This window comes from Allobosea sp. GW822-FHT05A11, assembly GCF_058800455.1.
On record NZ_JBXAMI010000003.1, the window covers coordinates 244,807 to 266,083 of the forward strand.

Annotated in this window: 22 protein-coding genes and 1 tRNA gene; 10 read left to right on the forward strand and 13 right to left on the reverse strand. The window is 67.0% G+C overall.

Annotation, left to right across the window (positions count from 1 at the left end; all coding sequences use genetic code 11):
- Window positions 1-56: 56 nt before the first annotated feature.
- A complete protein-coding gene (locus tag AC1RLU_RS10710; protein ID WP_061965584.1) occupies window positions 57-653 on the forward strand; it encodes a TetR/AcrR family transcriptional regulator in 597 nt (198 codons plus the stop codon).
- 59 nt (window positions 654-712) lie between these two features.
- On the opposite strand, the gene infC is transcribed toward AC1RLU_RS10710, so the two are convergent.
- Together infC and AC1RLU_RS10720 are read right to left on the reverse strand one after the other, a co-directional pair.
- On the reverse strand, window positions 713-1,255 hold the full coding sequence (gene infC, locus AC1RLU_RS10715) for a translation initiation factor IF-3 (RefSeq protein ID WP_061965586.1): 543 nt from the start codon (window positions 1,253-1,255) through the stop codon (window positions 713-715).
- 108 nt (window positions 1,256-1,363) lie between these two features.
- Window positions 1,364-2,581, reverse strand: a complete 1,218-nt coding sequence (locus AC1RLU_RS10720; protein WP_492795493.1) for a glycosyltransferase family 4 protein — start codon at window positions 2,579-2,581, stop codon at window positions 1,364-1,366.
- 107 nt (window positions 2,582-2,688) lie between these two features.
- Between AC1RLU_RS10720 and AC1RLU_RS10725 the strand changes: the two genes are divergently transcribed.
- Window positions 2,689-3,465: an alpha/beta hydrolase gene (locus AC1RLU_RS10725; protein WP_492795494.1), complete on the forward strand. Its 777-nt coding sequence runs from the start codon at window positions 2,689-2,691 to the stop codon at window positions 3,463-3,465.
- A gap of 18 nt (window positions 3,466-3,483) precedes the next feature.
- Here the strand turns inward: AC1RLU_RS10725 and AC1RLU_RS10730 are convergent, their stop codons facing one another.
- The 6 genes from AC1RLU_RS10730 to AC1RLU_RS10755 form a co-directional block, all read right to left on the reverse strand.
- Window positions 3,484-3,750, reverse strand: a complete 267-nt coding sequence (locus AC1RLU_RS10730; protein ID WP_061965588.1) for a BQ00720 family protein — start codon at window positions 3,748-3,750, stop codon at window positions 3,484-3,486.
- A gap of 111 nt (window positions 3,751-3,861) precedes the next feature.
- A complete protein-coding gene (locus AC1RLU_RS10735) occupies window positions 3,862-4,290 on the reverse strand; it encodes an Hsp20 family protein (protein WP_061964777.1) in 429 nt (142 codons plus the stop codon).
- Window positions 4,291-4,477: 187 nt separating this feature from the next.
- Window positions 4,478-4,554 (reverse strand) — tRNA-His (locus tag AC1RLU_RS10740).
- Between the two features lie 150 nt (window positions 4,555-4,704).
- The gene (locus AC1RLU_RS10745) at window positions 4,705-5,577 is read right to left on the reverse strand and encodes a phasin family protein (RefSeq protein WP_492795495.1); all 873 of its coding nucleotides are present in this window, start codon (window positions 5,575-5,577) and stop codon (window positions 4,705-4,707) included.
- A 96-nt stretch (window positions 5,578-5,673) separates the two neighbouring features.
- Window positions 5,674-6,069: a phasin gene (locus tag AC1RLU_RS10750; RefSeq protein WP_061964781.1), complete on the reverse strand. Its 396-nt coding sequence runs from the start codon at window positions 6,067-6,069 to the stop codon at window positions 5,674-5,676.
- Window positions 6,047-6,220, reverse strand: coding sequence for a hypothetical protein (locus AC1RLU_RS10755; protein WP_162260061.1), 174 nt, complete (start codon window positions 6,218-6,220; stop codon window positions 6,047-6,049). The genes AC1RLU_RS10750 and AC1RLU_RS10755 overlap by 23 nt, the downstream gene beginning before the upstream one ends.
- A gap of 73 nt (window positions 6,221-6,293) precedes the next feature.
- Here AC1RLU_RS10755 and AC1RLU_RS10760 point away from each other — a divergent pair, with 73 nt between their 5' ends.
- The gene (locus AC1RLU_RS10760) at window positions 6,294-9,260 is read left to right on the forward strand and encodes a sensor histidine kinase (RefSeq protein ID WP_492795496.1); all 2,967 of its coding nucleotides are present in this window, start codon (window positions 6,294-6,296) and stop codon (window positions 9,258-9,260) included.
- Window positions 9,261-9,320: 60 nt separating this feature from the next.
- Here AC1RLU_RS10760 and mgtE read toward each other — a convergent pair whose 3' ends face one another.
- Window positions 9,321-10,688 carry a magnesium transporter gene (gene mgtE / locus AC1RLU_RS10765; protein ID WP_061964785.1) on the reverse strand — a complete coding sequence of 456 codons (1,368 nt, stop codon included), beginning with the start codon at window positions 10,686-10,688 and terminating at the stop codon, window positions 9,321-9,323.
- Between the two features lie 334 nt (window positions 10,689-11,022).
- Here mgtE and AC1RLU_RS10770 point away from each other — a divergent pair, with 334 nt between their 5' ends.
- The 7 genes from AC1RLU_RS10770 (at window position 11,023) to AC1RLU_RS10800 (ending at window position 17,612) form a co-directional block, all read left to right on the forward strand.
- A complete protein-coding gene (locus AC1RLU_RS10770; RefSeq protein ID WP_492795497.1) occupies window positions 11,023-11,685 on the forward strand; it encodes a glutathione S-transferase family protein in 663 nt (220 codons plus the stop codon).
- A gap of 81 nt (window positions 11,686-11,766) precedes the next feature.
- Window positions 11,767-12,702: a DMT family transporter gene (locus AC1RLU_RS10775; protein WP_244492698.1), complete on the forward strand. Its 936-nt coding sequence runs from the start codon at window positions 11,767-11,769 to the stop codon at window positions 12,700-12,702.
- 180 nt (window positions 12,703-12,882) lie between these two features.
- Window positions 12,883-13,869 carry a LysR family transcriptional regulator gene (locus tag AC1RLU_RS10780; protein WP_492795498.1) on the forward strand — a complete coding sequence of 329 codons (987 nt, stop codon included), beginning with the start codon at window positions 12,883-12,885 and terminating at the stop codon, window positions 13,867-13,869.
- Window positions 13,866-14,384: a tripartite tricarboxylate transporter TctB family protein gene (locus AC1RLU_RS10785; RefSeq protein ID WP_492795499.1), complete on the forward strand. Its 519-nt coding sequence runs from the start codon at window positions 13,866-13,868 to the stop codon at window positions 14,382-14,384. Before AC1RLU_RS10780 ends, AC1RLU_RS10785 begins: the two co-directional genes overlap by 4 nt.
- Window positions 14,385-14,387: 3 nt before the next feature.
- Window positions 14,388-15,899, forward strand: coding sequence for a tripartite tricarboxylate transporter permease (locus tag AC1RLU_RS10790; RefSeq protein ID WP_492795500.1), 1,512 nt, complete (start codon window positions 14,388-14,390; stop codon window positions 15,897-15,899).
- Between the two features lie 65 nt (window positions 15,900-15,964).
- A complete protein-coding gene (locus AC1RLU_RS10795) occupies window positions 15,965-16,939 on the forward strand; it encodes a tripartite tricarboxylate transporter substrate-binding protein (RefSeq protein ID WP_492795501.1) in 975 nt (324 codons plus the stop codon).
- A gap of 241 nt (window positions 16,940-17,180) precedes the next feature.
- Window positions 17,181-17,612, forward strand: a complete 432-nt coding sequence (locus AC1RLU_RS10800; protein WP_492795502.1) for a DUF1236 domain-containing protein — start codon at window positions 17,181-17,183, stop codon at window positions 17,610-17,612.
- Between the two features lie 105 nt (window positions 17,613-17,717).
- On the opposite strand, the gene upp is transcribed toward AC1RLU_RS10800, so the two are convergent.
- The 4 genes from upp to AC1RLU_RS10820 form a co-directional block, all read right to left on the reverse strand.
- The gene (upp, locus tag AC1RLU_RS10805) at window positions 17,718-18,359 is read right to left on the reverse strand and encodes a uracil phosphoribosyltransferase (protein WP_061964799.1); all 642 of its coding nucleotides are present in this window, start codon (window positions 18,357-18,359) and stop codon (window positions 17,718-17,720) included.
- A 40-nt stretch (window positions 18,360-18,399) separates the two neighbouring features.
- Window positions 18,400-19,617, reverse strand: a complete 1,218-nt coding sequence (locus AC1RLU_RS10810) for a URC4/urg3 family protein (RefSeq protein WP_492795503.1) — start codon at window positions 19,615-19,617, stop codon at window positions 18,400-18,402.
- A 25-nt stretch (window positions 19,618-19,642) separates the two neighbouring features.
- On the reverse strand, window positions 19,643-20,905 hold the full coding sequence (locus AC1RLU_RS10815) for a GTP cyclohydrolase II (RefSeq protein WP_492795505.1): 1,263 nt from the start codon (window positions 20,903-20,905) through the stop codon (window positions 19,643-19,645).
- A 103-nt stretch (window positions 20,906-21,008) separates the two neighbouring features.
- Window positions 21,009-21,170: a Thivi_2564 family membrane protein gene (locus AC1RLU_RS10820; protein ID WP_091855869.1), complete on the reverse strand. Its 162-nt coding sequence runs from the start codon at window positions 21,168-21,170 to the stop codon at window positions 21,009-21,011.
- Window positions 21,171-21,277 lie beyond the last annotated feature (107 nt).

Genomic DNA, 21,277 nt, shown 5'->3' on the forward strand with positions numbered 1-21,277 from the left:
AATTGCATACGCCTCGTATGTCAATTAACATACGGGGCGTATGTGAAGAGGATATGATGGCCCGCAGACTTCGTGCCGACATGATCGCGGAAACCCGCGCCAGCCTGATCGCCGCTGGGCGCGAGGCGTTCGGCACGATCGGCTATGCGGCAGCCTCGATGGATGAGCTGACGGCGGCAGCCGGGCTGACACGCGGCGCGCTCTATCACCATTTCGGCGACAAGAAGGGCTTGTTCGCCGCCGTGCTCGATCAGATCGATGCGGAGATGACGGTCAGGCTGCGCGCGGTCTCGGCCAGGGCCGAGGATCGCTGGACCGGCTTCCGCGACGAATGCGCCGCCTATCTCGCCATGGCTCTGGAGCCGGAAATCCAGCGTATCACGTTGCGCGACGGGCCGGCCGTGCTCGGCGACCCCTGGAGCTGGCCGATCCAGAACGACTGCATCCGGATGATGACCCGGGGTCTGGACGAGCTCGTCACCGAGGGCGTGCTGGCGCCGCTCGATCCCGAGGCCGTGGCGCGCCTGATCTTCGGTGCGACCCAGCATGCGGCGCAGTGGATCGCGCATGCGCCGGAGCCGGAGGCGGCCCTGAAAAGCGCGACCGACGCCTTCGACGCGATGCTCGACGGCCTTCTGAGCAAGCCGACATGAAAAAGGGCGCCCGAGGCGCCCTTTTTCTGCATCTCGCCTGAGAAGCGATCGCTTGCGCCTCAGCGCGGCGCGAGCACCATCACCATCTGGCGGCCTTCGAGCTGCCAGTCGCTCTCGACCTTGGCAACCTCGGCGGTATCGACCTTGACGCGCTCGAGCACCTTCACGCCGAGATCCTGATGCGCCATCTCGCGGCCGCGGAAGCGCAGGGTGACCTTCACCTTGTCGCCTTCCTCGAAGAAGCCGTGCATGGCCTTCATCTTGACGTCGTAGTCATGCGTGTCGATGCCGGGACGCAGCTTGATTTCCTTGATCTCGATGGTGCGCTGCTTCTTGCGCGCCTCCGAGGCCTTCTTCTGCTCGAGAAAGCGGAAGCGACCGTAATCGAGGATCTTGCAGACCGGCGGAACGGAGTTCGGGGCGATCTCGACAAGGTCGAGACCGGCATCCTCGGCGAGCTTCAGCGCATCGAAGAACGAGACCACGCCACGGTTGGCGCCGGTATCGTCGATGAGCTGAACATCACGCACTCCGCGAATGTCGCGGTTCGAGCGGGGACCTTCCTTGGTCGGGGTCGGGGCAGCGCGGTACGGACGACGAATGGGGTATTCTCCTGTATCTGGCGCGCTTCGCGCCGTTGTTGCAGACACATTGCACAATGATGCGCGTTGTCAATGCATGACACCGCGATGGCGGGCATTCCCGCCGGCTTAGCCTCCGAGCAGCGCGCAGTAGACGTCGAGCGTCTCGGAGACCATCGCCTCCAGCGAGAAATGCCGCTCGACATGCACCCGCGCGCGTCGCGCCAGCGCATCCCTGGCGGATGGCCGGAGCGCCAGCGCCTCGTTCAGGCCGGCCGCGAGAGCCGGAGCATCACCCGGAGGCACGCGCCAGCCGGTTCGTTCACCAGGCTGGGCCTGCGGCGGTGCCAGAACCGTCTCGGGCACGGCGCCGAGATCCGAGACCACGACGGGTGTGCCCATCGCCTGCGCTTCGACCGCAACGCGACCGAAGGCTTCGGGGTCCGTCGAGGGCACCGCGACGACTGCCGCCGAAAGCATCGCCGCCGGCATGTCGCTGCAGTGGCCGACACGCTTCACACGGCCCTCGAGACCGGCCTTGGCGATCAGCGCATCGAGTTCCTTGACGTAACCGTCCCTCCCCTGCGCATCGCCGGCGAGGATGAAGGCCGTATCGGTGTCCCCGCCGTCGCGCATGATGCGTGCGGCCTCGATCAGGACGCGCTGGCCCTTCCAGTTGGTGAGGCGACCGGGCAGCAGCACGATGCGCTGATGCGGTTCGACGCCCCAGGCGTTGCGCAGGGCCTGCACCCGCTCCGCCCCGACCGCAGCCGGCGCGAAGGCGGAGAAATTGGTACCGCGATTGACGACCCTGACGCGGTCGCCAGCGACCGGATGCTTCGCCATGATCAGGCCGGCGGTATAGGCGGAGTTGGCGATGACGACGTCACCGCGCGCCATCACCGAATTATAGAGCGTCTTCACCGTCGAGCGGCTGTTGTAGGAGCCGTGATAGGTGGTGACGAAGGGCAGCTTCAACAGCCTCGCCGCGCCCAACGCGACCCAGGCCGGGGCGCGGGAGCGGGCATGGATCAGCTCCACCCCTTCCTGCTTGCAGAGCAGTGCGAGCTTGCGGATGTTGAGGAGCATCGCGACCGGGTTCTTCGAGGCCGCCGGGAACGGCAGCCAGACCCCGCCCTTGGCCTGCAACTCGGCCACGAGGCGCCCGCCTTCGGTCGCGACCAGCGCACGTGCGCCGGCATCGGTCAGCCCCTTGGCGATATCGACGGCAGTGCGCTCGGCCCCGCCGGCTTCCAGCTCGGGAATGATCTGCAGGATCGTCCGCCCCGCCAGCGGATGCGTTTCGGTCGAAGGCAGTGAAAGGTGGGCACCCGGCTTGAAGGACATTCGCTCTCGGTCTGGACTTTCGTAAACGAGGGCGAATATGCCCCTATCGGTTGCTAGCCGCAGCCTTTAATCGCCGCGGCCGGATGATTCGTCACAGGAGATTTGCCTTGGAGCGCCAGCCGCCGCAATGGCTCGAGGTCGGAGACGGCCCCACGAAGCGCCGCCTCGCCTATCTCCTGCAGGAGGGAACCGGCGCCCCGATCGTCTGGCTCGGCGGCTTTCGCTCCGACATGCGCGCGACCAAGGCCGAGGCTCTGGCGGAGTGGGCCCGCACCAACGGCCGGGCCTGCCTGCGCTTCGACTATGGCGGCCACGGCGAGAGCGATGGCGATTTCGGCAGCTTCACCCTTTCGGACTGGCTCGACGACGCGATCGCTGCGATCGAAAGCCAGTGTCGTCAGCGCCCGATCCTGGTGGGCTCGTCGATGGGCGGCTGGATCGCGCTGCTCGCGGCACGCCGCCTGTTCGGCACACCCATGCAGCCTTCCGGGCTCGTCCTGATCGCGCCTGCGGTGGATTTCTCCGAGGACCTGATGTGGGCGCAGATGCCCGATTCCATCCGCCGGACGATCCTCGACGAGGGCGTCTGGCTGCGGCCTTCGGAATACTCGCCCGATCCGACGCCGATCACCCGCGCCCTGATCGAGGACGGGCGCCGGCACCTGATGTTCGGCGGCGAGATCAAGGCCGGCTGCCCCGTGCATATCCTGCAGGGCATGCGCGATCCCGACGTGCCCTGGCGCCAGGCGCTGAAGCTGGTCGAGCATCTCAGCGGCGACCCGGTCGTGCTGACGCTGATCAAGGATGGCGATCACCGCCTGTCCACGCCGGACGATATCGTGAGATTGCAGTCAGCGGTCGCCGGGATGGCGACCGCGCCCTGAAGATCGGAATGGCCGGCGTCAGTGGACGCTGACCATCCTCAGATCATGCTCCCAGGCATTGGCCGTGGCGGCCTCGCGCGAATCCGTGACGAGGATCGGAGCACCGTCGGCCGAGAGCAGGGTGAAGAGCTGCAAGCCGGACTCGATCTTCGGCGCCTGCGGGAAAATCCGCATCAGCTCGTCCGAGCTCATCGACTTGATATAGGCGACCTCGCCAGCACCGAGCGCGGCGAATTCCGCGGGGGTCAGCGGGTTGGTCTGGATAAGATTGCTGTCCTGTTTCATCGCGCCCTCCTTCAGAGCAGTGCGAATGCGGTTCTGATACTGCGCCTTCAATTATGAACAGATGCGAAAACCGCTGACGCATCCTTCAAAAGCTGGACGGGTCTCCGTCCTCTACTCCCGGCTCATGATATCGATACGCCGGATGAGCCGTTCCGGTTCCGGCCTAACGAGATCAATCGCCAACAGGCCATTCGACAGATCGGCGCCGAGAACCTGCATGCCGTCGGCCAGCAGGAAGCTGCGCTGGAACTGACGGGCAGCGATGCCGCGGTGCAGAAACTGGCGATTCTTGTCGTCGCCCTGGCGGCCACGGATCGTGAGCTGGTTCTCCTCCAGCGTGATCTCGAGCTGTTCCCGGGCGAAGCCCGCGACGGCCAGCGTGATGCGCAGGCGATCGGGCTCGTCCTCCGTCCGGGTCAGCCGCTCGATATTGTAGGGCGGGTAACCCTCGCTCGCGCCCTTGGCGACGCGATCGAGCGCACGCTCGATATCGTCGAAGCCGAGCAGGAACGGGTGAGACAGGCTAGGCGTACGCGTCATCGCTCCAGGCCCTCGAAAGGCGCCTCACAGACATCGGGACCCGCCGCCGGCAGCACCCCGCGGGCGAAAGGCGAACCCTTCCGCTTGAACAAGATATGGCGAAGAGCAGAGGCCGCTTCAAGAGGAGCGGCCGGTAGCCGGCAACCCGTCAGGCGAGGCGGAATTCCGACGATGTCCGGAAGGAGAATGGTACAGCCACCCCGGCTTGAACGGGGGACCTCTAGATCCACAATCTAGCGCTCTAACCAACTGAGCTATGGCTGCCCGTACCGAGGGCTTCGCGACCGGCCGCCGCGGCGGGGTCGTCAGCGGCGCGGACCCTAGTGCCGAGTCTCGGCTTTTGCAACCGCGTAATTCAACTCCCGCTCCGGAAATTCGGCGCAGCGATGGCGCGCGCCGAATCCGGCCGCCGGATCAATCCTTGCGCAGGGCCGCGTTGGCGGTCCGGGCGAGCTCCTTCAGGTGCTCGGCATAGGATTCGTAACTGCGGCGCACCGCCTTGGCCTGCAACGCGATCGCCTCCGAGGCGCTGTTGCTGCGCGCCAGCGTCTGCGCGTCGCCCAGCGTCGCCTCCAGCTCGGCGCAGGCATGGTCGAGCATGCGGGCCTGCAGGGCTCCGAAGGCACGTGCCATGGTCAAGGCCTGGCTCATCGCGGTCGCTGTAACGACGGCAGCCGCTTCGGGCGGGCGCGGCAAGGGCAGCGAATCGAGCGAAGCGGGCTGCGGCGGCGCCTTGGAGGCCGGCGCGGGAGCGGGTTCCGCCGGCTTTGCGACCGGGGCGACCGGCGCAGCCGCGACAGGCGCCGACTTGGCGACGACGGGCTTGGTGACGGCGGGCTTGGCGGGTGCCGTCTCAGCGACTGCTGGCTTGACGAGCGCCGGCTTCACTTCGGCAGCTACAGCCTTGGACACCGCTGCGGCAGGCTTGATGGCCTTCGCGGCAACCTTCGGCCCCGCGACCTTCGCGACAGGCCTCTCGACGCGGATCTTGACCGGCGCCGCCTTCTTCGGGGTGCTCGCGACGGCGGGCTTGGCCAGAGGAGCCGGCTTGGCCACGGGAGCATGCTTGGCCGCTGCGACCGGCGACGGCGCGGGAGCGGTGACCTTGACGGGCTCGGGCTTGGCCGGAGCAGCGGTGACGGCAGGTTGCGCGGGAGTGGCAACCTTCGGCCTCTCGGCTTGCGCGGCAGCGGGTGGCGTCGCGGCGGGTGCAGGCGTCAGCGCCTTCACCGGGGACAGGCTGACCGGAACCTTGGACTTGGTCCGGGTCGGAGCAGGCTTGACCATGGCGGCTCTCCTTCAGCGGCAAACGGCGAAGGCCGGACCCACGCGGTCCGGCCGAAAAAGCGGCATCGGCGCCATCAGGCGCCGAATCAGCAGGCCTCAGCGACCCTTGGTCGCCTTGCTGACGGTCTCGGCGGCCTTGGTCGCGGCATCCTGCGCGGCGGTGCCGAGATCCTTGATCTGGCTCTGGAAGGCGGCGACCTGCGACTTCAGGAAGTCCGACTGGTGCTGCATCACCTCGGTGAGATCCTTCGACTTCACCAGCTTCTGGGCGAAATCGAACGCGGCCGCGACATTGTTCTCGGCATAGGCGATAGCCTTGCGGGTCGCGTCCTGCGTGTTGGCGCGGGCGTTCTCGGCTGAGCCATGGGCATTGTCCACAGCCTTGTGGGCAGCGCCCATGAAGCCGTCAAACGCCTTGCGGGCCTGCTCGACGCTGCGCTCGGCGAACTCGCGCATTTCTGTGGGCACTTCATAAGGCAGCTTGCCGTTCATCGAATCCTCCTGTCGTGTGGTGATCCATCCCTAGATCATTGTGCACTGCAATATCATTGTTGCGCTGCAATGACAACAGCGTGACAATTGGCGACAGCCGCCATGTTAACGCTGTTTCCATGAGAAGCGGGAGAGCGATCTTCGGTTCCATGGATTTGCCGCCGTTTGGGGTCTATTAAGGCTTTGTTAGGCATAACGGGCGCGGATCGAACGAGCAGGCAGGCATGAGCGAGGCCGGAGAGGACTGGGCGAGGTGGAGCATGGCAGCGGCTGAAGACGCAGCCCTTGCAGCCTTTGCAGCCGGCGGCGCCCTGCTGCTGTGGGACCCGGCTGCCGAAAAGCCGCATTTCGCCAATGCCGCTGCACAAGCGCTGCTCGGCGGGCAGACGAGCCTGCCGGCACCGACCCGGCAGCGCCTGAACCTGCTGGCCGGCGGCATGGCCTCCGCCAACGGCATCCGGCTGGAGCGCCTGCGCCTGACCGCAAGCTTCGCCGCGGTTCCCGTCACCTGCGGCAGCAAGCTGGTTTCGCTCCCCGACGGGCGCTCCGTTCTGGCCATCGCCGTGCAGGCCTCCGAGCTGCGCCGCCTCGGCGTCGCCGTTCCGCAGGCCGCCCCCGCCGAAGCTGCGCCGGTCGCCGCCCCCGCCCCGGCTGCGCCCCAGGGCGAGGCCCCTGCGCCCGCCAGGCCGGCCATGGTCCGCTTCCTCTGGCAGAGTGATCGTGAGGGCAGGCTGACCAAGCTCTCCGACAATATCGCCACCCTGACCGGGCAGGCGGCTGCGGCCAGGCTGATCGGCCAGCGCTGGCATGACCTGCTCGGCTCCGTCTTCGCCGACAGCGATGGCGGCCTGATCGACCGTTTCGCCAATCCCGCGACCTGGAGCGGCCATGGCCTGCTGTGGCGCACCGATTCGCCGGGCGAGGCCGCGCCGGTCGAGCTTTCCGGCGTGCCGGTGCTCGATGCCGGGCGCCAGCTCGCGGGCTTCCGCGGCTTCGGCATCGCCCGGCTCAACGAGCGCTGCCCGTTCCCGATGCCCGAGGCGAAGACCGCGGCAGCGGACGCGCAGGTCGAGGCGGAACAGGATGGTGCGACCGCCGAAGCCATTCAGGATGACGATGCGCAACCTGCGGCCGACCTTGCCGCTATGGAGGAAGCTCCAGCCGCATGGCCTGTCACCGAAGACTTGATCGCGGCCACTTCGGCCGACGAGGAAGTCCCGGCGGTCAGCATGTCCGAGGCGGACGATCTTTCGAATCTGCCAGAGGACGACCGCGAGGAGGAGGCAGACGAAGCCGCCGCCTCGATCGATTTGGACCAGCCGCAGGACGATGTTGCGGCAGAGCCTGCTTCCGAAGCGCCCGCTGCACCAGAGCCCGAGCGTCTGCCCGGCAAGATCGTGCCGCTGCGCAACGGGCATCTGACCGCGATCAGACCGGTGCTCGAACCGTCGAAGGCGCATCTGAGCTCGGCCGAGCGCAACGCCTTCCGCGAGATCGCCAAGGCACTGGGCGCGCGACTGGCCGGCGATGACGAGCCGAGCACGCCGCGCCTGCCCCCGGTCGCGCCATTGCAGGTCAAGGACAAGGAAGAGACCCCGGCGGCGAAACCGGTCGCGGAGGCCGAAGCGGCTTCCGCCCCGGCGCGCCATCGCAATTCCCACGCCGACGTGCTCGACCGGCTGCCGATCGCCGTTCTCGTCAATCGCGGCGACGAGGCGCTCTATGCCAACCGCACGCTGCTCGAGCTGCTGGATTATGCCGATCTCGCCGACCTGAAGGCCGGCGGCAAGGTCAGCCGCCTGATCAAGGAAGCCGCCCGCGCCGATGGCGGCACGATGACGCTGCTCGACCGGCTCGGCCATCTCGTCAGCGTCGACGCCGTGCTGTCGAGCGTGAGCTGGCAGGACGAGCCGGCGACGCTGATGGCCTTCCGCCATCCCAATGGCGACGGCAGCGACGTGCCGGTGCTGACGCCGGAAGAGGCTGAAGAAGCCGAGCTCGCGGCCGAATTCGCGGCGGAGGAAGCCGAATCGGCGGCGCGGGTCGAGGCGCTCCGGCTCGATGCCGATGCGCGCGATGCCCGCATCGGCGAGCTCACCGCCATGCTCGACACCGCGACGGACGGCGTCGTCACCGTCGACGATCGCGGCCGCATCCTGTCGCTGAACAAGGCTGCCGAGGCGCTGTTCGGTTACGACCAGCGCGAGGTCACCGGCGAATTGTTCACCCTGCTCTTCGCCAGCGAGAGCCACGCGCCGGCGCTCGACTATCTCGAAGGACTGAAGGGCGGCGGTGTCGCCTCGGTCATGAATGACGGACGCGAGGTGCAGGGCCGCGTGCGGCAAGGCGGCAAGATTGCGCTGTTCATGACGATGGGCCAGATCGCCCATGGCAACGAGCCGCGCTTCTGCGCCGTGCTGCGCGACATCACCGCCTGGAAGAAGACCGAGGGCGAGCTGGTCGATGCCCGCAAGGCGGCGGAGATGGCGAGCGCGCAGAAATCCGACGTGCTCGCCAAGATCAGCCACGAGATCCGCACGCCGCTCAATGCCATCATCGGCTTCGCCGAGGTGATGGCGGAAGAGCGCTTCGGGCCGATCGCCAACGAACGCTACAAGGAATACCTGCGCGACATCCACCAGTCAGGCGGCTACGTCATCAGCCTGGTCAACGACCTGCTCGACCTCGCCAAGATCGAAGCCGGCAAGCTCGATCTCGACTTCGTCAGCGTCAACCTGAACGAGATCGCGCTGTCGACGGTGTCGCTGCTTCAGCCGGAGGCGCAACGCGGCCGCGTCGTACTGCGCTCGGGGCTGTCACCGAAGCTGCCGCCGGTCGTCGCCGACGAGCGCTCGATCCGGCAGATCGCGATCAACCTGCTCTCGAACGCGGTAAAGTTCACCGATGCCGGCGGGCAGGTCATCATCTCGACCGCGCTCGGCGACCAGGGCGAGGCGATCCTCAGGGTCCGCGATACCGGCATCGGCATGGACGACGACGAGCTCCGCCTCGCGCTCGAGCCCTTCCGCCAGGTCCCGACGACGCGGCGCGCCGGCGGCACGGGCCTTGGCCTGCCGCTGACCAAGGCGCTGGTCGAGGCGAACCGCGCGGCGATGGCGATTACCAGCGTCAAGAAAGAGGGCACGCTGGTCGAGATCACCTTCCCGCCGCAGCGCGTGCTGGCGAGCTGATCGAACGGCGACATAGACACTAAAAAGCCCGGGACCGATGTCCCGGGCTTTTTCATTTGGTCAAAGCAGCGTCCCGGTCAGGATGAGCGCCGCCACGCCGAAATAGATGACCAGGCCGGTGACATCGACCAGCGTCGCGACGAAGGGCGCCGAAGCGCTGGCGGGATCGAAGCCGAGCCGCTTCAGCGCGAAAGGCAGCATCGAGCCGGCGAGCGAGCCGAAGGTAACGATGCCGACGAGCGCGCCGCCGACCGTTGCGGCGATCAGCATCCAGTGCGGCCCGTAATCGTAGAAGCCGAGCCATTGCCACGCGACGATCCGGGCGACGCCGATCACGCCGAGGATGCTGCCGAGCGTGAGGCCGGTCGGCAATTCGCGCAGTGCGATCCGCCACCAGTCCTTCAGCGTGACCTCGCGCAGCGCCAGCGCCCGGATGATCAGCGAAGTCGCCTGCGAGCCGGAATTGCCGCCCGAGCTCATGATCAGCGGGATGAACAGCGTCAGCACGATCGCCTTCTCGAGCTCGCCCTCGAAGAACTGCATGACGGATGCGGTCAGCATCTCGCCGACCAGCAGGATCGAGAGCCAGCCGGCGCGCTTGCGGATCATCGCGACGAAGCCGATCTCGTTATAAGGCTGGTCCAGCGCCTCCATGCCGCCGAGCTTCTGCACGTCCTCGGTCGTCTCGGCAATCATCGCGTCGATGACGTCGTCGAAGGTGACGATGCCGATGAGCTGCTCTTCCGCGTCGACGACAGGCACCGACAGCAGGTCGTATTTGGTGATGAGGCGCGCCACCTCCTCGCGATCGATTTCCGGAGTGACGCAGATCGGCTTGTGCGCCGGTACGACCGACTCGACCGGCGCCTCCGGATCGCCGCTGATCAGGCGCCTGAGCGAGACCGCGCGCACCAGCTTGCGCGTCACGGAATCGAGCACGTAGATCGCGTAGACCGTCTCGCGCGAGCGCTCGACGCGGCGGATATGGTCGAGCGTCTGCTGCACCGTCCAGTTCGAGGGCACGCTGACGAACTCGGTCGTCATGATCGAGCCGGCGCTGTGCTCGGGATAGGCCAGCAGCTTCTTGAGATCGGAGCGGGTCTGGCGATCGAGACGCCCGCTGACGCGCGCGCGCGTCTCCTCGTCGAACTCCTGGAAGACGTCGGCCGCCCGGTCCGCCGACATGGCGGAGAGCAGCGCACCGGCGCGCTGGTCGGGCAGCAGCGCCACCGCCTCGGCGGCGGCGGTGAGCTCGGGTTGGTCGAGCACCTCGACGGCACGTTCGAACGGCAGTTCGGCCAGGACATGCGCGATGGTCGCGTCGTCCTGGTCGTTCAACGTCTCGACGATGTCGGCGACGTGTTCCTGCGCCAGCGTCTGGGCCAGCGTCACGGCAAGGAGGTCCGTCGTGGCGGCGGTATCGTTCATGGCTCTATTCCTTGCGATCGGGCCGTCGTGGCCGGATCGCAGGCGAGCCGGGGGACCCGGTCAGGCGCGCGAGGCGGCGGCGGACGGCTTCGACTGTCGGCTGGGACTGTCGCTTGGCATCGGGTCGGGGTTTCCTGTGAGCAGCCGGCCGCAGGGGCCGGAGGCACGAGGCCAATGCACCCGCAAAGCGCCCGCGTCAAACGGTTTTTACCTCGCTCGCGGGCCGATCATTGGCATTGGCCGATGCGGCCTGCCCGGCCTATTGTCTCAGGTGACGAACCGGCGCTTTCAGTCGGCCTCGTCGCCGTCCGCCCTCTCTCGCTGGATTCCGCCGATGTCCCTGACCATCTATGGCTGTTACCGCTCGCGCGCGACGCGCGTCATCTGGCTCGCCAACGAGCTCGGCCTGCCCTTCAACCATGTGCCGGTGATCCAGGCCTATCGCCTGCCCGATCCGAAGGCGCCGGGCGTGCCGCTGCACACCCGCAGCGCCGATTTCCTGAAGATCAACCCGAACGGCCATATCCCGAGCATCGACGACAACGGCTTCAAGCTGCACGAATCGCTGGCGATCAACCTCTATCTCGCCCGCAAGCATGGCGGCCCGCTCGCTCCGAAGGACGCGCAGGAGGAAGGGCTGGCCGTGATGTGGTCGCTCTGGGCCGCGACCGAATGCGAGAGCCATGCGCTCAACCTGCAGTTCCATCTCGCCGCCTATCCGCCGGAGAAGCGCAAGCCTGAGCTGGTCGAGGCTGCGCTCGCCGCCCTACCCGGTCCCTTCGGCGTGCTCGACAAGACGCTGGCCGAGAATGGCGGTTACGTGATGGGCAACCGCTTCACCGTCGCCGACATCAACGTCGCGGAGGTGATCCGCTACGCCAAGCCGGCGACGCAGCTCTTCGACGCCCATCCGCGCGTGAAGGCCTGGCTCGAAGCCTGCCAGGCGCGCCCGGCCTTCCAGGCGATGTGGCAGGCGCGCGACGCCGAAGCTGCCTGAGCGCGCAGAATCCGGGTGGCCGGGCCTTGCCCGGCCGCCTACTGACGCGGGATGACCCGGCCAGCGAGCAGAGCTTCCGCCATGACACCGCCGACCTCCGCTCCCGCGCTGCGCATGGGCCCGTTCGAATGGTTCCTGCTGATCGTCCTGTCGATCCTGTGGGGCGGCTCGTTCTTCTTCAACAAGCTGACCGTTGCGGAATGGCCGCCCTTCGCCGTGGTGCAGGTGCGCGTCGGCCTCGCGGCACTGGCGCTGCTTCTGGTCGTGCGAATCGCAGGCCAGTCGATGGCGGTCGGGCGCGAACTCTGGCTCGCCTTCTTCGGGATGGGCATCCTCAACAACCTGATCCCGTTCAGCCTGTTCCTCTGGGGCCAGCAGCAGATCGCGAGTGGTCTGGCCTCGATCCTGAACGCGACCACGCCGATCTTCGCAGTGCTGGTGATGCATTGCTTCGGCAACGAGAAGGCGACAGGACTGAAGCTCGGCGGCGTGCTGGCCGGCCTCATCGGCGTCGCCATCCTGATGGGGCCTGATGCGCTCAGCGGCCTCGGCTCCAATCTGGCGGCGCAGCTCGCCTGCATCCTCGCCGCGGTCTCCTATGCCTTTTCCGGCCTGCTCGGCCGGCGTTTCAGGGGCGTGTCGCCGCTGGTCGCCGCCACGGGTCAGCTTTCGGCCTCGACATTGATGATGATCCCGATCGTCTTCGTCATGCATCCGCCCTGGACGCTGCCGATGCCGTCTCAGCAGGCTCTTCTCGCCCTCGTCGGACTGGCGCTGATCTCGACGGCGCTCGCCTATCTCCTGTTCTTCCGGATCATGCGCACGGCCGGGCCGAGCAACGTCATGCTCGTCACCTTCCTGATCCCTGTCAGCGCCATCCTGCTCGGCTCCGGCCTCCTGGGAGAGGAATTGCTGCCGCGCCATTTCGCCGGCATGGCTGCGATCTTCGTCGGGCTCGCCCTGATCGATGGCCGCATCGCGCGCATCGCCCAGGCCAGACCCGCCCCAACCGCCTGATCCCGCATATCTTTTCCGGGCCTCTCATCAGCCGGGCGTCCTGACGGCACTCAGCCGAAAGGCTTTGTTGTCAAAAGATTATGAATTTCTGTAGGATCGACACCTTGGTCGGAACCGCTATTGGCGACGGCCACCGATAGAGATATCGCGGCAAGCGATACACGGGACAGGGGACGGCTCATGGATGTGCGGCAACTGCGATGTTTCATCGCGGTGGCGGAAGAGCTGCACTTCGGCCGGGCAGCCGAGCGGCTCGGCGTCGCGCCGCCCGCGCTATCGCGGCAGATCAGCGCCCTCGAAGACGAACTCGGCGTCGCCCTGCTCACGCGTACGACCCGGCAGGTCGCGATGACCCGCGCCGGGCTGATCATGCTCGAGGAAGCCAAGGGCATCCTGGTCAAGATGGAGCATGCCTCGCGTGCCGTGCGGGAGGCCTCGCTCGCTTCGGGGAAGGTGCTGCGCGTCGGCGCGATCGACGCGGCCTCGTCGAGCTTCGTGCCGGAGGCGCTGATGGCCTTCCGCGCCCGCTTCCCCGGCATCGAGATCAAGTTCGTCGAGGCGATGACGGCCGCGCTCGTCCAGATGCTGGAAGCGGGCAAGCTCGATCTCGCGCTCACTCGCCCGCCCCGCAAGCCGACCGACTGCGCCTTCGAGATTCTGCGGGTCGAGCGCCCGATCGTGGTGCTGAACGAGAACCATCCGCTTGCCGCGCGCGAGCACCTGACCATGCTCGATCTCGTCGGCGAGCCCTTCGTGGTGCCGTCCAAGCGCATCCGGCCTTACGCCTACGATCTGGTCATGGCCTATTTCGAGAGCGTCGGCGCGGTTCCCAACGTCACCATCGAGGCGACCGAGAAGCCGGCGATGATGTCGGCGGTCGCGGCCGGGCTCGGCATGGCGCTGGCGCCTGACTGGGTCTCGCGATTGTCCTTCCCCGGCGTGACGATGCGGCGCCTGCGCGGCGCGATGCTCGATCCGCCGCCGCCGGGCGCGCTTGTCGGCGTCTCCTGGCGTCCGCAGCAGAAGCTGCCCTCCCGCGACGACTTCCTCGCGATCCTCAGGGAAAGCGTGACGCTGCTCGACGAACGCCACGTCCTGCCCTTCGTGGCACCGAAACCGCAGAAACGAACCGCCCGCACCGGGTCGCCAATCGGAGAAGCCTCATGAGTTTGAACCAGATAGAGCGGGCACAGGGTCTGCGCGTAAGATCGACGCAGGATCTGGCCGGCGGCCTGTTCATGATCCTGCTGGCGATCGGCGCTTTCTTCTTCTCATGGGAGTTGCCGACGGGCACCCTGCGCCAGCTCGGCCCCGGCATGTTGCCCAAGACCTTCGCCGTGATCTGCGGCGTGCTCGGTATCGTTCTCGCACTGGCCTCGGTGCGCTACCATGGCGAGAAGCTGCAGGGCTGGTCGTGGCGCGCCATCTTCTTTGCATTGGGCGGAGCCTGCCTGTTCGGGCTGACCATCCGTGGCTTTGAAATCGGCCCGATCCAGGTTCCGGCGCTGGGTCTGCTCGTCTCCGGGCCGCTGCTGATCTTCTTCTCCGGCCTCGCCGCGGACGACCGCAAGCTCAAGGAGCTGCTGATCTTCGCGGTGGCGATGTCGGCTGCCTGCATCCTTCTGTTCAAATACGCGCTGAGCCTGCCCATCCCGCTCGCGCCCTGGCTTCTGGGTATCTGAGCGATGATGGAGACGATTTCCCACCTCTCTCTCGGCTTCGGCGTGGCATTGACGCTGCAGAACCTGGCGCTCTGCTTCGCCGGCTGCCTCGTCGGCACGCTGATCGGCGTGTTGCCAGGTGTCGGGCCGATCGCGACGATCTCGATCCTGCTGCCGATCACTTTCGGACTCGACCCGACCGGCGCGCTGATCATGCTCGCCGGCATCTATTACGGCGCGCAGTACGGCGGCTCGACCACTGCGATCCTGGTCAACATCCCCGGCGAGGCAACCTCCGTCGTCACCACGCTGGATGGTCACCAGATGGCCAGGCAGGGCCGCGCCGGCGTAGCGCTCGGCACCGCAGCGATCGGCTCCTTCTTCGCCGGCTGCGTGGCCACTGTCTTCATCGCCGCGCTGGGCGCGCCGTTGACCAAGATGGCGCTGCTGTTCGGTCCGGCCGAGTATTTCTCGCTGATGGTGATGGGCCTGTGCTTCGCGGTCGTGCTGGCGCGCGGCTCGATCCTCAAGGCTTTCTGCATGATCATGCTGGGCCTGCTCTTCTCGACAGTTGGCACCGACCTCGAGACCGGGCAGGAACGCCTGACCTTCGGCGTCGCCTCGCTTTCGGACGGCATCGACTTCTCGGTGCTGGCGATGGGCGTGTTCGGCTTCGCCGAGGTGCTGCGCAATCTTGAGAGCCCCGAGGCGCGCGACGTCGTCAAGAACAAGATCGGCCGGCTGCTGCCGGGCTGGAGCGACATCAAGCAATCCGCCGCGCCCGTGCTGCGCGGCACCTTCATCGGTGGCATCCTCGGCATCCTGCCGGGCAACGGCGCGGTTCTCGGGCCGTTCGCCAGCTATACGATGGAGAAGAAGATCGCCAAGGACCCGTCGCGCTTCGGCAAGGGTGCGATCGAGGGCGTGGCAGGACCGGAATCGGCCAATAATGCAGGCGCGCAGACCGCCTTCATCCCCCTGCTCACGCTCGGCATCCCGCCAAATGCGGTCATGGCGCTGATGGTCGGCGCGATGACGATCCACGGCATCATCCCCGGCCCGCAGGTCATGACACGCAACCCCGAGCTGTTCTGGGGCATGATCGCCTCGATGTGGATCGGCAACCTGATGCTGCTGGTCATCAACCTGCCGCTAGTGGGCGTCTGGGTGAAGCTGCTGCAGGTGCCCTACCGACTGATGTTCCCGGCGATCCTGATCTTCTGCTGCATCGGTATCTACTCGGTAAACAACCAGCCGCTCGACGTCGCCTTCACGGCGCTGTTCGGCCTGTTCGGCTACCTGCTGATCAAGCTCGGCTTCGAGCCTGCGCCGATGCTGCTCGGCTTCGTGCTGGGCAAGCTGATGGAGGAGAAGCTCCGGCAAGCGCTGATCATCTCGCGCGGCTCGTTCTACACCTTCATCGACTATCAGAACCGGCCGATCTCACTGGGCCTGCTGATCGTCGCGGTGCTCGTGCTGGCGATCGCCCTGCTACCCTCCATCGCCAAGAAGCGCGAAGAGGTCTTCACCGAATGACGGGGTTGCCGCCCCGGCGGCCGCCCTCCAGTTTCATTTCACGCAATCTCCAGGGAGGAATACGCATGAAGAAGCTCGCTCTCGGCCTTGCCGCAGCCGCCACGCTGGCTTTCGCCGGCACCGCGCAGGCGCAGGGCTACCCGACGAAGCCGATCACCATGATCGTGCCCTTCGCGGCCGGCGGCCCGACCGACATCATCGCCCGCATCGTCGCCGACAACATGTCGAAGACCCTCGGCCAGCAGATCGTCGTCGAAAACGTCGCCGGCGCCGGCGGCACGACCGGAATCACGCGCGCGGTCACAGCAGCGCCGGACGGCTACACCATCGCGATGGGGCATCTGGGCACCTTCTCGGCGGCGCCCGCCACCTATCCCGGCCTGAAATACGACCCGATCAACGGCATGCAGACGATCGGCCTCGCCGGCGGCACGCCGATCCTGATCGTCGCGCGCAAGAACCTCGAGGCGCCCGATCTCAAGGCCTTCGTCGCCGCCGTCAAGGCCAATCCGGACAAGTTCAACGAGGCCCATGCCGGCCTCGGCTCGGTCTCCTGGACCACCTGCACCCTGCTGAAGGGAATCCTCGGCACGCCGAAGATCAACGCCGTCGCCTATCGCGGCACCGGCCCGGCGCTGAACGACCTCGTTTCCGGCCAGGTCGACTTCATGTGCGACCAGATCGTCTCCGTTGCCGAGCAGGTTCGCGCCAACACGATCAAGGCCTATGCCATCGCCTCGGCCGAGCGCTCGCCGGCGCTGCCGGATGTCCCGACCACCAAGGAAGCCGGCCTGCCGGACTACCAGATCGAGGCCTGGAACGGCATTGCCGGGCCGAAGGGCATGCCGAAGGAGGCCGTGGACAAGCTGGTCGACGCGCTGAACAAGGCGCTCAACGACGAGGGCACCAAGAAGCGCCTGCTCGACCTCGGTACCGTGCTGCCGACCGCCGAGGAACGGACGCCGGCCGGCTTCGCCGCCCTGATCAAGCGCGACGCCGACAAGCTGACGCCGGCCCTCTCGGCCGCATCGAAGCAGTAAACCGACGCGAGACGCCGACGACCATGCGGCGGGCCTTCGGGCCCGCCGTTTGCGTTTCAGGCCCGGCAGCGTCGCTCAGGCGCCGGAGCACGCCTTTGTCATGACCAGGCAAGCCTCTGTTCCTGAAGCTCTTTCTGCGTCCGGTTGCCGAACGTTAACATCTCGTGACCCGCTTTCCGGGAACTGATCGAGCACGTTGCGGTTGTCCTCGCCGAAGGTTCGCTTCGAAAGGAGACATACCATGTTCAAGAAACTTGCTCTTGTTGCCGCCCTGACGATCACCCCGGCGGTTGCCTTTGCCCAGAACCAGCCCTCGGGCGGCGCGGTCGGCGGTGCGACCAGCGGGGCCGCGACCGGCGCAGTCGGCGGCGCCGTTGTCGGTGGCCCGGTCGGTGCGGTGGTCGGCGGTGTCGGCGGCGCCGTGGTCGGCGCGATCATCGGTGATGCGGCCGAGCCGAAGTTCCGCACCTATGTGGTGGAGCAGCGCGTCCCCTCCTACACCTATGCCGAGCCGGTCGCGGTCGGCACGGTGCTGCCGCAGCAGGGCGTCGTCTACCACCAGCTGCCGGCCGACTATGCGCCGAACGCCTCGAACTATCGCTACACGGTCGTGAACGACCGCACGGTGATCGTCGAGCCGCAGACGCGCCGCATCGTGCAGATCATCGAATAACACCGCACACGACCCGAAAGACGGGCGGCTTTAACCCCAGGCCGTCTGTCCTTCAGGCCAGGCCCGCTCCGGAAACGGGGCGGGCCGCTTCGTGTCGGGACGGGCTCAGCGCGTGCCGAACATGCGGTCGCCGGCATCTCCCAGACCGGGGACGATATAGCCGTGGTCGTTGAGCCGCTCGTCGATGGCCGCCGTCCAGATCCGGACATCGGGATGGGCGCCGCGCAGGCGCGCGATGCCCTCCGGCGCAGCCAGCAGGCACATGAATCGCAGATCCCGGGCGCCGCGCTCCTTCAGGCGCTCGACCGCCGCTACGGCGGAATTCGCCGTCGCCAGCATCGGGTCCATCACCACGATCATGCGATCGGCGATATCGGAGGGCGCTTTGAAGTAATATTCGACGGCCTGGAGCGTATCGGGGTCGCGATAGAGCCCGATATGGGCGACGCGGGCGGCCGGGACGAGCTCCAGCATGCCGTCGAGGAAACCGACTCCGGCGCGCAAGATCGGCGCGAAGACCAGCTTCTTGCCGGCAATGACCGGCTGCATCGACTTCTGCAGCGGCGTCTCGATCTCGATCAGTTCGGTCGGCAGATCGCGCGTCACCTCGTAGCAGAGCAGCATCCCGATCTCGTTGAGGAGCTGGCGGAAGCTCTTGGTCGAGCGGTCCTTCTCGCGCATCAGCGTGAGCTTGTGCTGGACCAGCGGGTGGTCGACGACGGTGACGCCGTCCTGGCTCGAAGTCATACGCCGGTTACCCCTCTATCTCTCGGACCTTGGCTTACCCTCAAAATACCGTGCCATCGCTGACGATGGTCAAGGGCGGCCCGCCATCCACACGCTTTTCGCGCGCGATCCGGCGCCCGGCTGCCCAGGTCCCGCCTTCGAGCACCTTGGCGAGCGGAAGTTCTTCGCGCGAGCGCCCGAGACGCTGGCGGATCAGCACCGCGACCTCGTCGAGCAGGGCGACGGTCAGCGCCCGCCATTCCACCACGAGCGGCGACGAGACCTCATGCGCCTTCGTCCGGTCCCCCTCATGCTTCAGCGCGATGACACCGCTGTCGAGAAAGAGCCCGCCATTGCGGTACTCCGGCAGGCCGGTCATCTCGTCGATGTCGACCACGGCGATGCCGGCCCATTGCAACGGCTCGATCAGCGAATAGGTCAGCCATTGCGAAAGCTTGTGGAAAGGCACGAGGCCCTCCGTCGGCTTTCCCGGCGCGATCAGGGGATGGCGCCAGGTGTCGCCGAGCGCGACGCCGGCGACCGTCAGCCGCGACGGCCAGATGCCGCCGAAAGTGCCGAGCACCTCGCCCAGCATATGCGGGGCTCGCAGCGTCCCGGTATCGGCAGCCTTGGCGAAGCGATCGAACAGCGCGCCCGGCCGCGACAGACCCTGCCGTTCCAACTCCTCGCCGAGGCGGTTGAGCAGCGCCGCGCGGCCTTCGAGCGCGAGCAGCGGATTGCCCGGCCCGACCTGGAAGCCGTGCGCCAGCGCGGCCGCATCGAGGCGCTTGAGCCCGGCCGCATCGGCCCGCAAGGGATCGGCTGGATCGCTGGAGAACAGCCCTGCGGCGAACATGTCGAGCGAGGCGAGCGCCAGCCCCTCGGAGCGGCCGATCTCGCGGCCCGTCGCGGCATCGCGATAGCGCCAGTCCGGGCCGGCGCCGGCATCGAGCAGGACACTGACGACGGCGAGATCATAGGCTGCGCGGCCGCGCGCGGCATGGTTTGCGAAGTTCGCCTCCCGGTCGAGCTTCTGCCAGCGATCCTCGCCATCGACGGTGAAATGGCGCCAGCGCGCATGGAAGGGGATGTCGAGCGTCGGATAGTTCGCGCGGATCGTCTCCAGCACATAGTCGGCGCAGGCTTCGAGCCGCTCGGGGTGAACGCTGAAATGCAGGAGCTGGCCGGCGAGGCCGAGCTCCAGCATTTCCTGCGCGCGCTCGCGCACGGCAGCGGGTTTCAACAGGGCGCGGAACGCCTCGGGATCGCGATCGGGCATCGTCAACTCGGTTGGCGTGGCGGAATCAGAACTTGTCGAGGTCGCGGCCGACTGTCGACTTCAGGGCGTTGTCGCCGGGGGCGCCGTCAGGCGAGTAATACCCCGCAGCCTTCTTGGCCTCGATCTCGACGGAGGCGTCGGGCGGGACCAGCTCGGGCGGGATCGCGACGCGCTCGCCGATGGTGATGCCGCTCTCGACCATGGCGTCGTATTTCATGTTCGACATCGACATCAGCCGGTCGATATGCGGTACGCCGAGCCAGTGCAGCACATCCGGCATGAGCTGCTGGAAGCGGGCGTCCTGGACGCCTGCGACGCATTCGGTGCGCTCGAAATAGGTCGCGGCGGAATCGCCGCCCTCCTGGCGCTTGCGGGCGTTGTAGACGAGGAATTTCGTGACCTCGCCGAGCGCCCGGCCCTCCTTGCGGTTGTAGACGATCAGGCCGACGCCGCCGCTCTGGGCCTCCTTCACGCATTCCTCGATGCCATGCGTGAGATAGGGCCGGCAGGTGCAGATGTCGGAGCCGAAGACGTCCGAGCCGTTGCACTCGTCATGGACGCGGCAGGCGATGCGCGCCTTCGGATCGGCAAGGCGCGAGGCCTCGCCCATGACATAGGCGGTGATCGAGCCGATCGGCGGCAGGAAGACCTTGAGGTCCGGCCGCGTGACGAGCTCGGGATACATGCCGCCGGTCTGCTCGAAGAGCGTGCGGCGCAATTCGCTCTCGGTGGTACCGAACCGTTCGGCGATGCCCGGCAGGTACCAGACCGGATCGACCGCGATCTTGGTGACGCTGATATCGCCGGAGGCGTGCAGGATATGCCCGTCCGCAGCGAGGCGATGGGCGCCCATCGCGGCGAGGATCTCAGGCAGGTTGAGCCTGGCCTTGGTGATCGCGATCGACGGGCGGATGTCGATGCCCTCGCCGATCAGCTTGCCGAAATCCTGCGCGACCGTGTGGCCGAACGGATCGAGCGAGACGATCCTCTTCGGGTCGGCCCATTGCGGCTGGGGCAGGATTTCCGCCGTCGGATAGGTGTTTGTCAGGTCCGGCCGCTGCTGCGGGTTCATCGCGCGAGCCGAGATCGCCAGCGCCCGATAGACCGAATAAGAGCCGCCATGCGCGCCGATGACGTTGCGGTCGGCCGGATTGGTGGTCGAGGCGATGATGGGCCCACGCTCGGCGGCGTTGGGAGCGCCCCACTTGATCGGGAAGCGCGTGGCCGCGCCGCCCGGCTCCGGGTGGGAGGTCAGCCTGATATGGCCGTTGCGGTTCGGCGCATTCATCGCGGTCACGTCCTGAAAACGGAAGAAGGCCCCGGGACGGGATCGTCCGGGGCCCTCTGGACCTCATGAAGTCTGAACCAGCGCGGTGGCGCCGTCAATCGCCTTAAAAAACAGCGAGATAGCGCAGCAGCGAGATGATGCCGATCACGATCACGATGATCTGCACGACGTTCTTGATCTGCCCATCGAGCGGCAGCATCCGCACGAGATAGAGCACGAGGCCGATGACGAGAACGGTGATCAGCAGCGAAATCAGAATGGACATGCTTGCAGCCCTTTATCTCGGCCGGTAGCCGGCCCCCCGGAGCCCAGCCGCGACGCATTCGCGGCTTGTCAGCCCCGGCGAGAGAACGTCGCAGGGCGGGGATTGGT